A 17,799-nucleotide genomic window follows, 5' to 3' on the forward strand; every position below is an offset into this window, starting at 1 on the left:
CGAAAACAAAGGTTAATTATGGAAAATAGTTTTACTGGACTTGAGGTTGCTGTAGTCGGCATGGCTGGGCAATTTCCTGGCGCTGATAACGTAAGTGAATTCTGGGAAATGTTGCGAGGCGGTGTAGATGGTATCAGCTCATTTATTGAAGACGAACTTAAAGCCAATGGAATTTCAAAAGAAGAGTATTCGAGAGAAAACTATATTTCGGCAAAGGGAATAATTAATCATCCATTTAAATTTGCCGCAGATTACTTTGGTATTAACCATTCTGATGCCGTAAGGATGGACCCGCAGATCCGTTTAATGATAGAAAACTGCTGGCAAGCTTTAAATCATGCCAATATCGACTCTAAAACATACCAAGGAAAGGTGGGGGTTTTTGCCGGAGCAAGTAGCCAATGGTCCTGGTTTAAAGAGCTTAATACACAATTTAGTTCAGCGGCTGAGCAGTTCCATGTTGCTACTTTAAATGATCCCTCATTTTGTACGCGGATCTCCTATTTACTGAACCTAAGAGGGCCATCGGTCACCATTCAAACTGCATGTTCGACATCCTTGGTGGCGATACACATGGCATGTCAGGCGTTACAAGCCGGCGAGTGTGACGTTGCATTAGCTGGCGGGGTGAGTGTTACCCATCCTCATAAAAGTGGTTATCTATATCAAGAAGGGATGATTAACAGCCCTGATGGCAAAACTCGCGTATTCGATGAGAATGCATGCGGTACCGTATTCAGTAACGGGGTTGGCGTTGTTGCGTTAAAACGCCTTGAGGATGCTATCCAGAGTGGCGATAGAGTTTTTGCCATCGTTAAAGGCAGTGCGGTAAACAATGATGGCAGTGACAAAATCAGCTTTACCGCGCCCAGCGAATTGGGGCAGAAGAGTGTGATTCAGGATGCGCTTGAGTATTCAGAAGTGGACGCGGAACAAATTAGTTATATCGAAGCGCATGGAACCGGTACTTTACTTGGCGATCCTATTGAATTATCCGCGTTAAAAAGCATTTTTCAGGGGAATGGCTCGTGCGCGTTAGGCTCGGTAAAGTCTAATGTTGGTCACTGCGACGCAGCCGCCGGAGTTTTGGCTTTTATCAAGGTAGCGCTTTGCGCCTATTTCAGAACATTAGTGCCTACGTTGCACTTTAAAAAAGCTAATCCAAAACTGGATTTGGACAACACGCCTTTTTATATAAACACCGAAACCAAACCGTGGGACGTCAGTAATGGTGACGTGCGATTGGCAGGGGTGAGCGCATTTGGCGTGGGGGGAACCAATGCGCACATCATTTTGCAGGAATATGAAGACGGGGCGCAGCCTTCGTTGGCGGATCTACAATATCAATCATTGCCGAATCGCCTTGAGTTTAAACCCGTCGCGAATATCCAAAAAGAAACAGCTCAGCATGCGAAGGTTGCAGAAGTACACCAAGCGCATTCATTTGATAAGGTCAGTTTACAAACAGCGTTACTTGAGATGTTGAAAACGCATTTTGCAAAAGATGCGATTACCCTTAAAGACAACTTTTTTGATGCGGGGGCGAGTTCACTCGATATTGCGCAATTACATGATAAGGTTAACACCGAGTATGGCTTGAGCCTAAAAATCAGTGATTATTATCGTCATAGCAACTGTGAGAAATTAGCTCAGCATATTTGCTCGCTAGGTAATAGCCAAACGTTACCAAAGAGCAAACGCACACCTCAGAATACATCGCCAATATCCGTTTCAAGCGAAGAAGCTAAGAACAATTACCCCCAACACGCGGTTGCGGTTGTGGGAATGAGCGGGCGCTTTCCGGGCAGTGAGAACATTCAAGAATATTGGCAAAATCTGCTAGAAGGTCATGAAGGTATCAGCTTTTTTTCAGATGAGGAGTTACTTGAAGCAGGCGTTCCTTCCACTATTTTGCAGTTGGACAATTACATCAAAGCCAAGGGCGTGTTATCTAGCTCGTTTGATTTTGATCCAGAGGCATTTACGTATACGGCTCGTGAAGCTCAGTATATGGACCCTCAATTCAGGTTGTTACATGAAGCGACATGGCAGGTACTTGATGATGCCGGATACGGCAATCAAAAATATAGACCGATAACTGGGCTTTTTGCCTCTTGTGGCTCGAATCATCAATGGTTAGAGCGATTAAAAAAAGAGGTGACGGATTCAACGGAGCAGTTTGGTGTTGCGCTTTTGAATGACCGAGAGTTTTTGACAACTCGTGTTGCTTACAAACTAAATCTAACCGGACCGGCTGTGACGGTTCAAAGCGCCTGTTCCAGTTCTGCGTTGGCTATCACCTTAGCCTGTCAGAGTTTATACACTCATCAATGTGATCTTGCATTAGCTGGTGGGGTATCGGTTACTACACCGGTTAAAAGCGGTTACGTCTATGCGCGAGGGATGGTCAACAGTTCTGATGGTCACTGCCGCCCATTTACCAAAGAAGCGAGCGGCACAGTATTTAGTGATGGCTTGGGGATGGTTGCACTCAAAAGGCTAGAGGATGCACTGAGGGATAATGACAACATCTATGGTGTGATCGCGGGTTTTGGCGTCAACAATGATGGTCGTGACAAAACGGGATACACCGCTCCTAATGCGAATGGACAAGCAAATTGTATTCGCCAATCCTTAAATATGGCCGGTGTTAAACCCGAAGATATTGAATTTCTGGAAGCGCATGGCACTGCGACCTTGGTTGGTGACGAAATTGAAATTGAGGGTATCAAAGAAGCGCTTGGGGCAAGTGACAAAAATTGTGTTTTGGGGAGTGTTAAATCCAACATCGGTCATACCAATACAGCGGCGGGCGTAGCAAGCTTTATTAAAGCGATATTGGCGCTTAAACACCAAACATTGCCGATGTCATGCCATGTTACGGAAACGATCCCTGACTCATTGTCTGACACTCGATTCACTTTGATCGATAAATCAAGGCATTGGAAGAGTGATAATGAGATTAGAACCGCGGGAGTCAGTTCCTTTGGTATTGGTGGAACCAATGTGCACTTGACGGTTAAATCGATAGCGCAGCCGGTAAAGAGAGATAATGAGCGTCCAGAACTTGTTGTGCTGTCAAGCAAGAGCCAGCAAGGTTTAGCTAAAATAGCGAGTAAACTGCATGACCATATCCAACATGCAGATCAAGAACCCAATCTGACCGATTTGGCTTACACGTTGCAATTAGGGCGAGGTGAGTTTGATGTCCGTTCGTCAGCGGTTGTGGATAGCATTGAAACACTGAGCGCCATGTTGTCTCGTTTGGCAAGTGGTAAGTCTGAGGGACGTGAGATTTCAGACAATGCACCCGGTCTTGTCTTTATGTTCCCGGGGCAGGGAGCGCAATATGTCGAGATGGCGAAAGGTTTATATCATGAGCTAGACATCTTCAAAACTAGAGTGGATGAGTGCCATCAACTGCTACGTGAACAATTTGATATTGATCTGCTATCGCTTCTGTATAGCGATGGAGAGGATGCAGAAGAACGTAGTATTGAACTGCAAAATACCCGCATCACCCAACCGGTTATCTTTGTTATCTCTTATGCACTGGCGAAGTGTCTGGAAAGTTTCGGCATCCGGGCCAATGCAATGATTGGTCACAGTGTGGGAGAGTATGTCGCCGCGACATTGGCAGAAGTGATGACATTGGAAGAGGCGCTTAAATTGGTTGCTTCACGTGGTCTCATTATGCAGGAGTGTGAACCGGGAGCCATGCTCAGTGTCGCTTCGAGCAGAGAAAAAGTTGCGCCATTTCTGACGGACTTAGTGACACTGGCTACGATTAACTCGCCTAATTCATGTGTTATCGCGGGTCCTTTGGAAGAGGTTAAAGCGGTACAAGCGCGATTGTCACAAGAGAATTACCGTTGTCGATTATTGAAGACATCGCATGCATTTCATACGGCGATGATGTTGCCCGGCGTTGATAAGTTTCGAGCGGAACTGGATAAAGTGGATTTTAAAGCGCCAAAAGCGGCGTTTTTATCAAACGTCACAGGCCGGTGGATACAACCGGAAGAGGCATGTTCAGCCGATTATTGGATCAAGCACTTATGCCAAGCCGTCGAATTTCAACAAGGCATTGAAACTTGCCTGCAAGAGCCGGCGCTAAACGTATTTTTAGAAGTCGGTCCGGGACGCACTCTTTCGACTTTTGTGAAGCAAATAGCGGATAGTCACGCGAATATTTCCGTGTTTAATCTGTTACGTCATCCACTAGAGGAAGAGAGTGACCGAGCCTGCCTGCTTAAGGTATTAGCAGAGCTTTGGTCTTTGGGGATTTCTATCGATTGGACTGCCTTATACCAAAATGTCTCTCCGGGGCGTATTAGTCTTCCAGGCTATCAATTCATCAGAGAGCCAAGTTTAAGTGAGTATCATATTTCCTCTACCACGACCGGTCGGACATCTGAAACCAAAATAACTAAAAAAGAATTAACGCAGTGGTTATATACCGAACAGTGGCAAGCTGTCGAATTACCGACTGAAAACACCGGACAGGCAAATAATATCGTCTGTTTTGTGCCGAGTTTAGCGTGGTGTGATGCGTTTACTGAGCGTTTTAGCCAAGAGGGACAAAAACTTAAATTCGTTATTCCGTCGCCGGCGTATTATGTTGACGGCCAAGTAATCGGCGTTACACCGGGAGATAAAAATAGTTTTGATAACTTGATGACTGAACTAGTCAATTCGAGTTTCTTGCCGGACTCAATTATTTTTGCCTGGCCGCTTTCCGGTACCAAAGACATAACGACATCTTGGTTTTCTGTCATCTTATTACTGCAATCGTGGGGGAAATTGGGTCGTTTATCTGAATTTCGTTTATTATTGGCGACTACAGCACTACCGGAACACAGTCTGCTCAATGGCTTAATTAAAGTTATCGCTCAAGAAGTCACGAAATGCCATCCTCGAATTATTGAATTAGATACGGCTGAATCTATTGAGGCAGCATGCGATATTCTTGCTCAAGAATTAACAGCAAGCGATATGAGTTTTATTGTCAAATGGTCTCAACAAGCACGATTTGAAAAGCGTTATCAACAGCTTGAGAATAATGAACTGATTACCGACGTTATTGCCAAAAAACAGCTTTTCAAAAAACAGGGTGTTTATCTGATTACCGGTGGATTGGGTGATCTGGGTTTGCTGTTTGCAGAACACTTAGTGACGCGATATGGCGCTAAGGTGATTTTATCGGGGCGTAGGGATTTACCGCAAAAAGCGCAGTGGGGTGATGTTGAAGTAAAAGCCCATCCTCAGTCAGAAATTATTGATCGAATACATCAATTATCTCTGATTAATGAAGGCGATATTGATTACTACGCAGCGGACGTTTGTGATCGGCAGGAGATGGAAGCGCTCATTACTCACATTGAAGCACAATATGGCTCGTTAAATGGGGTGATCTGTGCGGCTGGTGTGACGCGGGGAGATTCTTTCCAAGGCATTAACCATATTACTATGGAGAACTGTCAGCCTCAGTTTGATACAAAAGTTTACTCTTACCAATTGCTTGCAGAACTATTAGAACACAAACAAATTGATTTCTGTATTTTATGCTCTTCCATTGCGGCTATTTTGGGGGGCTTAAGCTTCTCGGCTTACAGTTCAGTGAGTTCTTTTGCTGATGCATTTGCGAAACAACAAAATCAGTTGGGCAAGCCTTGGATTAGTATCAACTGGGATGGCTGGGTATTTGAGCGTAAAAATGCTGATGACGCCATAGGTTCTTCATTAGAACAGCTATTAATTGAGCCGGATGAAGGTCTTTATATTTTAGAGCGTGTTTTACAGTCACCTCTTGAGGCACAGTTAATTGTTTCTACCGGGGATCTGAATAAGAGATTTGAACAATGGGTCGGCGCCCATATTAGACCTTTTACTAATCAATCCCATTCAGCACATTCAAGGCAGACATGCTCAAAGCAAATATTTTCAAAACAACAGATCATCGACACTATTATGGAGATTTGGCAAGACTTCTTAAAAATCCATTCGATTAATAGTGGTGATAACTTCTTTGAATTGGGCGCAAATTCACTGGATCTGGTTCAGGTCAATAAGCGTATTACTGAAGCGCTTTATATTGATTTGTCCGTGGTGGATATGTTCAGTTATCCGACATCGGAATTACTTGCGGGTTTTATTATTGAGCAAAACGCCATGATGGTGGGGGAAATATCATTAGATTCGGTTGAAAATAATAAAGCAGCAGAATTTGATGCTCCATTGAATAGTCAACCGAGCCAAGATCTCGATGCTGATATCAGTAAAAAAATCGCCATTGTTGGTATTGCTGCGACATTCCCAGAAGCCGAAAACATTTACGACTTTTGGCAGAATCTCACTTACGGCAAAGAATCCATATCGATATTCAGCAAAGAAGAGCTGCTTGAAGAGGGGATAGATCAGGCGCTATTAGATAATCCCAACTACATCAGAGCGAAAGGGGTGTTTCCTAACGCGGGTGAGTTTGATGCGACCTTTTTTGGCTATACACCTTACGAAGCAAGGCAAATGGACCCGCAAGTTCGCGCCTTCCATACATGTTGCTGGCAGGCACTGCAAGACGCTGGAATTAAGCCCAAAGAAAGCAGACACAAAATTGGTCTTTATGCGGCAGCGTCAGGCAATTTGCAGTGGTTAGCTCAGGCGATGGCGACGGCCGAGGGAAGTGCGGGCCAATATAGTGCAATGACAGTGGCGGATAAGGATTATATGGCGACCATTGTCTCCTATAAATTGAATTTGACCGGCCCAAGTATGGTGTTGTCAACCGCCTGCTCATCGTCTCTGGTTGCCGTCAATGAGGCAATCAAGTCCCTGAGGGCTGGAGAATGTGATATCGCGCTTGCTGGCGGCGTCTCCATTACTTTACCGACAAAAGCCGGTTATCTCTCTGAAGAGGGAATGATCCATGCAAAAGATGGGAAGTGTCGCCCATTTGATATTCAAGCCAGTGGGACGGTTTTTGGTGATGGCGTTGGCGTTGTGGTATTAAAGCCACTTCAACAAGCACTGAAAGACAACGACAATATCTATGCGACCATCATAGGCACGGCTATTAATAATGATGGCGGCAGAAAGGTTGGATACACCGCGCCAAGTTATCAGGGGCAAATTGACGTGATTCAAGCCGCGCTTAAAGATGCGAATGTTTCGGCAGACACGTTAAGCTTTGTTGAAGCGCATGGTACGGGCACCCATCTGGGGGACCCGATTGAATTTAAAGCGCTTAAACACGCCTTTGCTACTGATAAGAAAAACTTCTGCAAATTAGGCAGTGTAAAATCCAATATCGGACACTTGAATTCGGCAGCGGGTATTGCCGGACTGATAAAAGCAACAATGGCGCTTAAATATAAAGAGCTGCCGCCGACAATCAATTTTGCCAGAATCAACCCGGAAATTGATATTGTCAACAGCCCATTCATTATCAGCAATCAATACAGCCGACTTGATGATTCTCAGGGACTGCTAAGAGCGGGTGTTAGCTCGTTTGGTATCGGTGGTACGAACGCGCACGTGGTGCTTGAACAAGCGTCAAGTGTCAATCGACAAACACTGACCAAAGAGCAGCCAGTTGTTCTGCCTATCGTATTATCGGCCCCTGATGAAAAGTCGTTAGACAGCTATAAGAAGCAGTTGAAGCGAGCAATACAAAGCAACGTAGTTGATAGTCACATTAATGAGATGGCATTGAGTCTAATGCAAAGAGACGTTATGCCTTATCTGTTTGTTGCTTATAGCCGGGATCGTGAAGGTTTATTGCAGCGCTTGTCGTCATCATCTTCTGATTATCTCTACAACGGCATGACGTCAGAGAGAAAAGTGGTCTATTTGTTCCCGGGACAAGGCATGCAATATGCAGCGATGGGACTTTCGCTCTATCACACCAATGATCTGTTCAAAACATGGTGTGATCGAGGATTTGAAATCGCCAGTGAGTATTGCGCGATTGATTTAAAACAGCTTTTCCTCTCAGGAGAAGATGATGAGAAATTGTATAATACCGAGTTTGCCCAGCCGTTAATGTTTATTATTGAGTATTCACTGGTGCAGGTTCTCGCATCTTATGGCGTTAAACCGACAGCGATGTTGGGTCATAGCTTAGGTGAATATGTTGCAGCAGCGGTTGCTGAAATATTCTCGTTCGCTGATGCTATTAGGATGGTTTGTGCCAGAGGCCGCTTGATGCAGTCCACTGAAGCCGCCGCTATGTTATCTGTTATGTGTTCGGCAACAGTGGCTCAAACCATGTTGTTTGGTCGCTTGGAAATCGCGCTCAATAATAGCAGCGAACTTTGTGTGCTCTCCGGTTCAGATGAGGAAATCACCGCATTTGAGCAACTCTGCGAATCCAGAGCAATCAAGACGAAGCGTCTTAAAGTCAGCCGTGCTTTCCATTCCCGCTATATGGAGCCAATTTTGGCTGATTATGAGCGAGTTATCGGTGACGTGAAACTCTCTGAACCCAAACTTCCTATCATCTCTAATGTGACCGGAGAATTGAGTACTAAAAATCTGATGGTGGAACCGCACTATTGGGTTCGCCAAATTCGTGAACCGGTGCGCTTTACTCAAGGACTGGAGGAATTACTGGCAAGCGGTGATGCTATTTTCGTCGAGGTGGGGCCTGGAAATGGTTTGTCGTCCCTGATTAAACACCATCAAGATTTCAATACAAAACATGTCTGTCTTTCTCTTATCAGTCGTGGCAAAGAAGAGGCGTCTTGCCTCATGGAAAGTCTGGGCATGTTGTCACTGTTGAACGTCAATGTCGATTGGCAGCATGAATTGAACGAGACAGTTGCACCTTCGGTAAACCTTCCTCCTATGCCGATTCGAGGTAAAGAATATCCTAAAGATGTGAAAAGGCTACAAGCCATTTTCTCAGGTAAAGTTGACTCTGACGTAACCCAATTGTCTACACAAAGTGTAGCGAGAAGCCAAGTTTCTGACGTTATGCAGCCAAAGAGTATGGCAGAAGAACTTAAGGTTATTTGGAAAGATGTACTGGGTGTCAGTGAGGTGAACGGGGAAGATGATTTCATCACATTAGGGGGTAATTCACTATCCGCAGTGCAAGTCGTCGCGAAAGCGAAGTCTGTAAAAATTCCCGTTGATATGAATATGCTGCTATCGCGAAAGAGCCTGAATGAGATCATCCATTTGATCGATACGCCTCGTCCATCTATCTCGAGCGGCTGGCAGTACAATACACAGTTCAAGCCTGAGTTTTATGGCAGTGATGTGAGCTGTATGTATTCGGCAGTGAGAGAGAAACTAAAGCATGATTATGGCTTGAATTGTCCAAATAGCTTAATGCGAGCATCGGATGGAAGCTTACTGTTTGGTTTTAGCGTGCGGCCCTCAGACTCACAAGGCAATATTCTGAATGACTATCAGAATTATGGTGCATTATTGGATTGGCCTCAGTTGCAGGAAAGTTTCTCGTTTTCCTATCACAAGCAGTTTTTTGACGATTTGGCATCTTACACCGCGTATTGCATAGCGGAACTGGAGAAAGGAAAACTGGTTATTGTCACCGGTTCAGATTACCACTTACCGTTTTCCCCTTCTTACGGCTTGAGTCATAGTGAATATTTACTCCGGCCTCTATTTGATAATCTGGAAATCGATGAGGAAGAGGTTATTCCACATGCATTTGTTTTGGTTGGGCGCACGCCAGGAGGCTATCAAGTTTATGACGGGAGCTTTAATTACTTTGGTGAAATAAGTGATCATGAGTTCGCGCAAACTGTTATCGGTTTCAAAGGACTTGAGTTTATGAAATCTCACGAGGTGTATCATAAATCTCGTCCTTATCTTGCTATATCGGTTGTTCAAACTGGAGCGTTTTTATCCACTGACCATCTATTACGCGGGACGCTAGATAAAACCCTGTCGGGATTACAGACTCACACGGCTATTACGGACGAAAACACGCCAATACACCATTATGTTGGTATAAGTGCGGTTAATAAATTGATGGAAAGCCCGGAGTTGTTATTGGCGATGACATCGAGTGAATTGGAGCAGTTTATAAAACGGTGGTTATTACAGTTGGAGCTTCTTCATCGTTTCCTTGCGATGGCAATACCTGATCATGCGCAATGGTGGGCGGACACTGTGGCGGGTATGACCGAAACTCTTCGGAAACTGATTGCCGTTGATAATCGAAATCTCAATGCCAACGACATCACCGGCACAATGACGTTATTTAAACAATTGCTTGAGAGCGTGATTGGCAAACTCGTGATTGAAAAACTAGAGTGATATTTGCGGTCATAGCTCTTGTTATGAGAGCTATGACGCGATATTAATTTAAGTTGGAAAATCTCACTTGCACGCTATATAGCAATATCAAATTTAAAAATATTCATTTTGTATTGGAGATGTCATTGAAAAATACCGATTTCATGGCAAATGATTCTGTGCCCTTTGCATATTTAAAACTATCAATTCCAGTATTTTTTGGCATGTCAATTCAGGGGCTTTATGGAATAATTGACGCTATCTTTATTACTAAATATATTGGCAAAGATGCTATGGCAGGCTTTTCAATATTTTTCCCCGTCTTGTTATTAGTCGGTGCGGTCGGGGTTATGTTGGGAGCGGGCGCTGCCGTTTTAGTAGCGAGATTTCTAGGCGCGAATAAACCTGCTTTGGCGAATCGAGTGGCGACACAAGCTATATTTATGGCGGGAGTATGTGCTATCTGTTTTGGCATATTATTTCTAACATGGGCGCGAGAGGTTTTATTATTTCTTGGAGCGACGGAAAGCATAATTAATTATGCTTTGGATTATGCCATGCCATTGGCTTTATGCGCGCCTATTATCATGATAGCGACTATTTTGGGTGATCTGTTACGAGCAGAAGGTAAAACCAATGCCATGTTCTCAATCATGCTCTGTGCATCTATTCTTAATGTTGTTTTTGATGCTATCTTTATTGTTGTATTCGACATGGGAATGTTTGGCGCCGCGGTTGCCACAATACTGGCAAATACTGTCGCGCTAATATGTGCCGTACTGCTCTTTTATAGTGATCATACTCGTCTTACTCTCTCGCCGACTTACTTCGGTATAGACGTGAAAGAGTGCCAGGATATAGTGCTTATCGGATTGCCGACACTGATTGGCAATTTGTCATATGGGATACTTATTTTCACTATCAATTATCTCATCAAAGCGAGTGGAGTTGAAAACTCAGGTGATATGATTAGTGCTTTCGGCTTGGTTTTCCGGGTATTAAGCTTTGTCGTCTTACCGTTGATAGCCATGATGTCGGCGTTGCAAACTTTATCAAGTTATAACTTTGGCGCGGAAAAATATCATCGCTGTATAAAGTCATTGAAAGTGGCATTGTTATATGCTGCATTTTATTCAATATCAATGACTTTACTGGTTGTTGCGTTGCCGGAACATCTATATGGCTTATTCACTGATGATAAAAATCTGTTATTAACGGTTTTGAATATTTCATTTTTTATTTTTTTAGGCTTGTTCTTCCTTGGTGGATTGTTGGTATTTATCGGCTTTCTACAAAGCGTAAAAAAGGAGAAATATTCGATGTTATTGGTTTTCATTAAACTTTTCTTGCAGGTTGCTTTAACTTTTTCATTGTCTTTTTTGTTTGGTGTTGAATGCTTTCCTCTGATTCTATTTTCGGTGGACTTACTGGTATTTATTCTGGCTGTTGTGCTTTCTCTAATCGCGCTAGGAAATTTAGTTTCTAAACAAGCATGTTTAGATAGATTGTGAAAGTGGCATTAATTATTCGATTGGAAATGTTTGGTGTGAAGTGAAATAGAATATTAAATGTGAATGGGGCTGTTATGAAGTGTTTTATTATGGTTTTCCTGCTTCTATTTTCCGGCGTGAGTTCGGCAGATGAGAATCTGAAAAGTCAAATTTTGCAATATATGGAGTTTGGCAAGATACCTGAATTAGTTATGGTGACGGTCGACAAGAATAAAAAATCAGGCGTAATATTGCTAACAAATGAAAATAGAAACGGTGCGCAAAATTTAGATAAAGAGACTATTTTTGAGCTGGCATCAGTAAGTAAATCTTTTACCGGTTTAATTGCGGCCAAGATGATAGAGGAAGGCAAAATATTGCCTCAAACCACAGTTTCATCAATATTGCCATCGATAAAAACAATTTACGCTGGTGAAAACGTTGATGTGACATTTTTGCAATTGCTTAACCATACATCGGGCCTGCCTTTTAAAACCATTGATATGCTTTATTCCCAACCTGAAAAGGGGCTTTCGCAAGTTATCGATGAGATTAAGCTGATTAACCTCCAGACGATGCCGGGGCAGCAACATGCATACGCCACACTTAATTACGATATTGCAGCCAGAATGATGGAGAAAGTTTCTGGGCAATCTTATCAACAACTGCTGAGAACCTATATTTTGTCGCCGCTACAGATGAATGGGACTTCCGTTCTTCCAGATGTGGCGAAAAAGGCAATCGGCCATCAAATCAGTTTTTTGCAAGCCAGACCATACGATGCACCATTTGTCTTAGCTAATGTACCCGCAGGATATATACAAACTAATGCGTCCGATATGCTTAACTGGTTGAGATTTTTAGGCAGCAATACGGATTCAACTCTCCTTAATGCCAAAAAACGGGTCTTTTCAGGGAAGTTGGGTGTCGATACCAACGAAAGTGAGAAAACGATATATACCTTGGGATGGTATAAACAGGGGAACAGGGTATTTCATACAGGAATGAATCCAACGTTCTCTAGTTACGTTGCCGTTGATCTGGATTCTGGCGCTGCGGTTGCTGTGATGGCAAATGTTAATAGCAATATTACTTTTGAACTTGGCAAGCAAGCAATGGAACAGCTTGCTCAAGGTGGTGAATTTACCGGGCTAAGTACCGTTAAAGAGCTTGAGTTATTTGATACTTTTGATAGAACTTTTCTCATTATTAGTGTATTTGTGATTTTGGCTTGCCTCTTGTTAATTTATTTAAACTTAAAAGGAAAAAATATAAGTTGGCTTGCAAACTTTGGCGTTGTGAAAGCGACAATTTTATCTGCTTTATTCATTATTGCTCTGTTGGTCATGTTGACCTTGCCAAATTTGTTGCTTGGATTATCTTGGGCGACATTTATGATTTGGATGCCTAATAGCTTTTGGGTTTTGTATTGTTCTCTTGTGCTTCTTTTGCTCCTTTGTCTCTCTCTGTTCTCTCAGGTTTTATATCGTCACCGCTCAGTGCATTGAGTTTGATAGAGGTTTGATTTTTTTAAAATGTTCAGAATTTAAATTTATACGGATTTAATTATGTCTATTAGTAGCAAATCATATGAAATGACAGGGATTCAAAAAGGCGTTTGGGTAACTGAGTTGAAACACCAAGGGACCAGCATGTTTAATATTGGTGGTACTTGTAGTGTTGAAACGGAATTGGATTTCACAAGGTTAACTAATGCGATACAGAGAGTGATTAAAGAAACCCAAAGTCTAAATTTCACTTTAAATGATGAGATTCCACCGAAACTGGTTTTAGATAGCCGAGCGGAAAATAATATCGATTTTATTGATTTTCGTAATAGAGAAAATCCACAAAGAGAATTTGAACAATGGCGCGAAGCGTGTATGTCTCGGAAAATGGATTTAGGGACATGCTTATATTATTTTTGTTTGTATAAAGTGTCTGATTCAAAATGTGGATTTTTAATCAAAATACATCACTTAGTTTGTGATGGCGTGACGATGCAAAATATTATCGCCAGGGTTTGTGAGTGTTATAATAATCCATTGAATGATGTTGTGCATTGTGAGTTTAGCGATGATCAAAGTTACTTTTTAGCATTAGAAGAAAAATATTCATCTAGTCGTCAATATGATAAGGATAAGTTATTTTGGCGTAATTTCCTGGCTGGCAAGGGAGAAAACAGCAACTTTATTTTGGGCAATAGAACTCTTTCAACCAAAGCCATACGGAAAATTTATGATATTCCTCATCAGGTATCAAAGAGAATAAAGCATGTCTGCGCAACATTAGGATGTACAGAAAACGTATTCTACTATGCTGTTATTGCTCTTTTGCTATCCCGGCTTTCAGGGAGTAAACAAGTCTCTTTTGGTGTACCACTTCATGGTAGGAAAAAGACCAACCTTGTGCGGAATTCAATGACGGTATCTACTGTTCCGACACAAATAGCAGTGGATGAATATACCGATTTCTCCAGTTTAATTAAATCAGCTTTAGAGAATAATAATCGAATATACCGACACCAAAAATATGATTACACCGAGTTGGTTAAAGAGACGAGAGCCGGGGCATCGGTTAATGATTTATTTGATGTTAGCTACAACTATGCTAACACTAAATATGAGTTGGTTCTGGGTGAATACCCATTGATTGTCGAGGATATATTCCCCGGTGAACAGCAATATTCAATTCAATTCCTTTTTAAAGAGTTATTGAATGAGGGAACGACAAAAATATATTGTGACTATAAAGTAGAGGAATATACGCCGCCGCAGATTGACGCAGTAATTAATTTATTAATTGAGATTCTGGATGAAGTTAGTGTTGATCCACATCGCCAGTTGCTGATGGTTGCGCCATTAAGAGAAGATAATCTTAAGCTGATTGAAACGGGGGCTAACAATGCCGAACCGACCGCTGCAACGGTGATATCGTTATTTGAACAGAGTGTGGAAAGCAATAAAGATCGGCTGGCAATCATTGAAGAAAATAGATCACTGACTTTCCAAGCGCTTCGGATCTTAGTTAGCACAATCAGCGCTAATCTCTTAAATCACGGGGTTTCTGGCGGATCTCGAGTGGCTATTTTGCTTCCTAAAAGCGCAGAGCAAATCGCAACTTTACTGGCTATTATGGCCGTTGGCGCGACATATATTCCGCTTGAAAAGGATTTACCGCAGGAAAGAATAAAATATATTTTGTCCGATAGCGAATGTGTATTAGTTATTACAAACCCGGATTGGGCATCATTACTGCCGGCAGGTGTTGCTTATTGCGATAGTGCGGCTTTATCTGAAACTTTGCCACAAAATGACTTATTGCCATTACCAGTCAGGTGTGAACCGACAAGTGAAGCATATTTAATATATACTTCTGGTTCCACAGGTTTGCCGAAAGGGACAATTATTCGTCAACCAGAGCTTGTAAATTATTGCCGGTGGGCCGCCCAAGTTTATTACCCCGAAAAATCTGATGTCGCGGCATATTATACACCGCTGACTTTTGACTTAACGGTGACTTCACTGTTCCCGGCGCTGATTTCCGGCTCGGCTATTAAGGTATATACAGAAACATCAAACTTTATCCTGAGCGATATTATTCACGATGGCGTGGCGACCGTCGTGAAATGTACACCGTCACATTTACGCGCTATCCAACATGAAATTATCGGCCCTCATTGTGCGATTAAACGTTTTATCGTTGGCGGCGAAAATTTAAAAGTCAGCGTTGCAAATCACACATACCTTCAATTTGGTGGTAAAGCTGACATTTTTAATGAATATGGCCCAACAGAAACCGTGGTTGGCTGTATGATTCACCAGTTTGATCCCGCCAAAGATAGCGACGTTTCCGTGCCGATTGGCGAGCCTATCGACAATACGCAGATATATATTGTCGATGGTTATGGACGCCATTGTATTCCTTACATGAAAGGTGAAATGGTTATTGCTGGAAATGGCGTATCCGCCGGTTATTGGAATCGTTCGGAGTTGACTCAGAACAGATTTATTACTGATCGATTTTATCCAAGACAACGAGCCTATTTATCCGGTGATCTCGCCTATCGCAACGAATATGGGCAAGTCACTTATTTAGGCCGTATCGACAAACAGGTCAAGATCAGGGGGCATCGAATTGAGATCGAAGAGATAGAGACAAAGCTACTCGAGTACAAGGACGTTCAGGATGTCGCCATAGTGATCGACGAAGCTAATTCTGATGCCTCAATCTTAAAAGCGTTTGTTGTTTTGTCGGAGGGATCGGCTGTCAGTGGAGAAGAATTAAAACAGTATTTATCGAGTCATTTACTCCACTATATGGTTCCACAATTGATTAAATGTATTCGTGAAATTCCTTTAACCTTTAACGGTAAAGTTGATAGCGCCAAATTGCTTGAGCTTGAAGATGATAAAATAGGTACTAATGACAATGAGAAAATGAGCGCCTTAGAAATATCGGTGCTCGAAGAGTTTAGACGGGTATTGGGTTGTACAGAGCTATCTATACACAGTGACTTTTATCAATCTGGCGGTGATTCGATAAAAGCTATCCAGTTGGTTACATTGCTCCAGAAAAAAGGCATTAGCGTAGTCGCGAAGGAAGTGCTCCAGTTACCGACGCCAAAATTATTGTGTCGCCATATTGACAGTCGGGCGATATTTATGGAGCCAGAAGAAGCCGTCAAGATATCGACTTTCTCGCCCACGCCAATTATGAAATGGTTTAGCGGCCTGTTGTTAGGAAAGAAAGAGATATACCACCAAATGCTCTCCTTATCTTTCCCATCATGTTTAACTCAAACCGAGTTGGATAAGATCTTGGATGCGTTGGTATCATTCCATCCAATCCTGAATAGCTATGTAAAAGATAAACACTTTACTTTACAAGTACGGGAGGCGATGAGGCATGTTAAAACACGCAGAGTGAATGTGACGGGGTTTGAGCAACGGGAATATGTGGCGAGAACGCATCTGGAGGCGTCAAGCTGGCCTGAATCTGCGCTATTTCAGGCAATTATCCTTGATGATGGTAACGAGACCGAATTACTGCTAATTGCCCATCATTTGATTATTGATGGCGTATCCTGGCATATTTTGATAACAGACTTAAATACACTGGTTGAGCAGCATTTAAATCATCAGCCGCTTAAATTACGCCAACAAAATAATAATTACGCCAGATGGATTGATTTTACTGAACATTATGCAAAAACAGTCAGTGTTGATGAGATCGGCTTTTGGCAACAGCAAATCAGTGGCGCTTCTTTATTTACGTATCAAGACTTATATAATCGTAAATTAACGGTGGGTTTGCTAACCAGTGAAATAGCCGGTGTTAACTTTGACAGTTTTACCAAATTATGTGGAATATTGAAACTCAAGCCCAATGAATTATTTTTCTCACTGTTTACCTACTCATTATTTAAAACTTTTAATAAAAATAATTTTACCGTTGAGCTTGAAGGTATCGGAAGAAGTTCACAACAGAGTGAAGTGGATTTAAGCCATAATATCGGCTGGTTCACGTCAATTTATCCACTCATATGCCACTGTGAAGATAATATATCTTCCCATGTAAAAAAGACAAAAATAGCCATGCGTCGGGTTAATGATAATGGTATGGCCTATCAATCCATTCGCCATTGCTCGACAGAAAAACACTTAAATCGTATTCACAATGCACCGAAGTTCAATTACTTAGGTGACTTTTCCGGATCGGTTCATCAGGGTGCTGTGAACATCAAGTCAATTTACCCTCATGCGATTTCCAGTGTGGATAATATCTATACGGAAGCTTTTGATTTCAATATTTATTGGGAGCAAGGGTGTAAAGTGAGTGTGAGTTACATTGAGCAGTTGATAGATATTCCTAAAATTGAAAATATCATTAATGTCATGGAGAGTAAGCTCAAGGAACTTATCGACTTAAATAATTATGATTTCAAGGATTTTTATATACCCAGTGATTTTCCTACCATTTCATTATCAAGTACTGAACTTGAACAACTAATCTCTGAATTATCTATGCTTTCAATTTAAAT

At 42.2% G+C, this 17,799-nt stretch carries 4 protein-coding genes; all 4 read left to right on the forward strand.

Features of this window, described 5'->3' with window-relative positions; genetic code table 11:
• Positions 1-18: 18 nt before the first annotated feature.
• The 4 genes from EAE93_RS18540 (at position 19) to EAE93_RS18555 (ending at position 17,797) form a co-directional block, all read left to right on the forward strand.
• Positions 19-10,287: a type I polyketide synthase gene (locus EAE93_RS18540; RefSeq protein ID WP_214040283.1), complete on the forward strand. Its 10,269-nt coding sequence runs from the start codon at positions 19-21 to the stop codon at positions 10,285-10,287.
• 125 nt (positions 10,288-10,412) lie between these two features.
• Positions 10,413-11,777 carry an MATE family efflux transporter gene (locus EAE93_RS18545; protein WP_214040284.1) on the forward strand — a complete coding sequence of 455 codons (1,365 nt, stop codon included), beginning with the start codon at positions 10,413-10,415 and terminating at the stop codon, positions 11,775-11,777.
• 74 nt (positions 11,778-11,851) lie between these two features.
• Entirely contained in the window at positions 11,852-13,264 is a 1,413-nt protein-coding gene (locus EAE93_RS18550) for a serine hydrolase domain-containing protein (RefSeq protein ID WP_214040285.1), read from the forward strand.
• 60 nt (positions 13,265-13,324) lie between these two features.
• Positions 13,325-17,797 (forward strand): non-ribosomal peptide synthetase, encoded by a 4,473-nt coding sequence (locus EAE93_RS18555; protein ID WP_214040286.1) that lies wholly within the window; start codon positions 13,325-13,327, stop codon positions 17,795-17,797.
• The last annotated feature ends 2 nt before the right edge of the window (positions 17,798-17,799 follow it).

Origin of the sequence: Photorhabdus akhurstii, assembly GCF_018448925.1 — a bacterium.
Lineage (GTDB): Bacteria > Pseudomonadota > Gammaproteobacteria > Enterobacterales > Enterobacteriaceae > Photorhabdus > Photorhabdus akhurstii.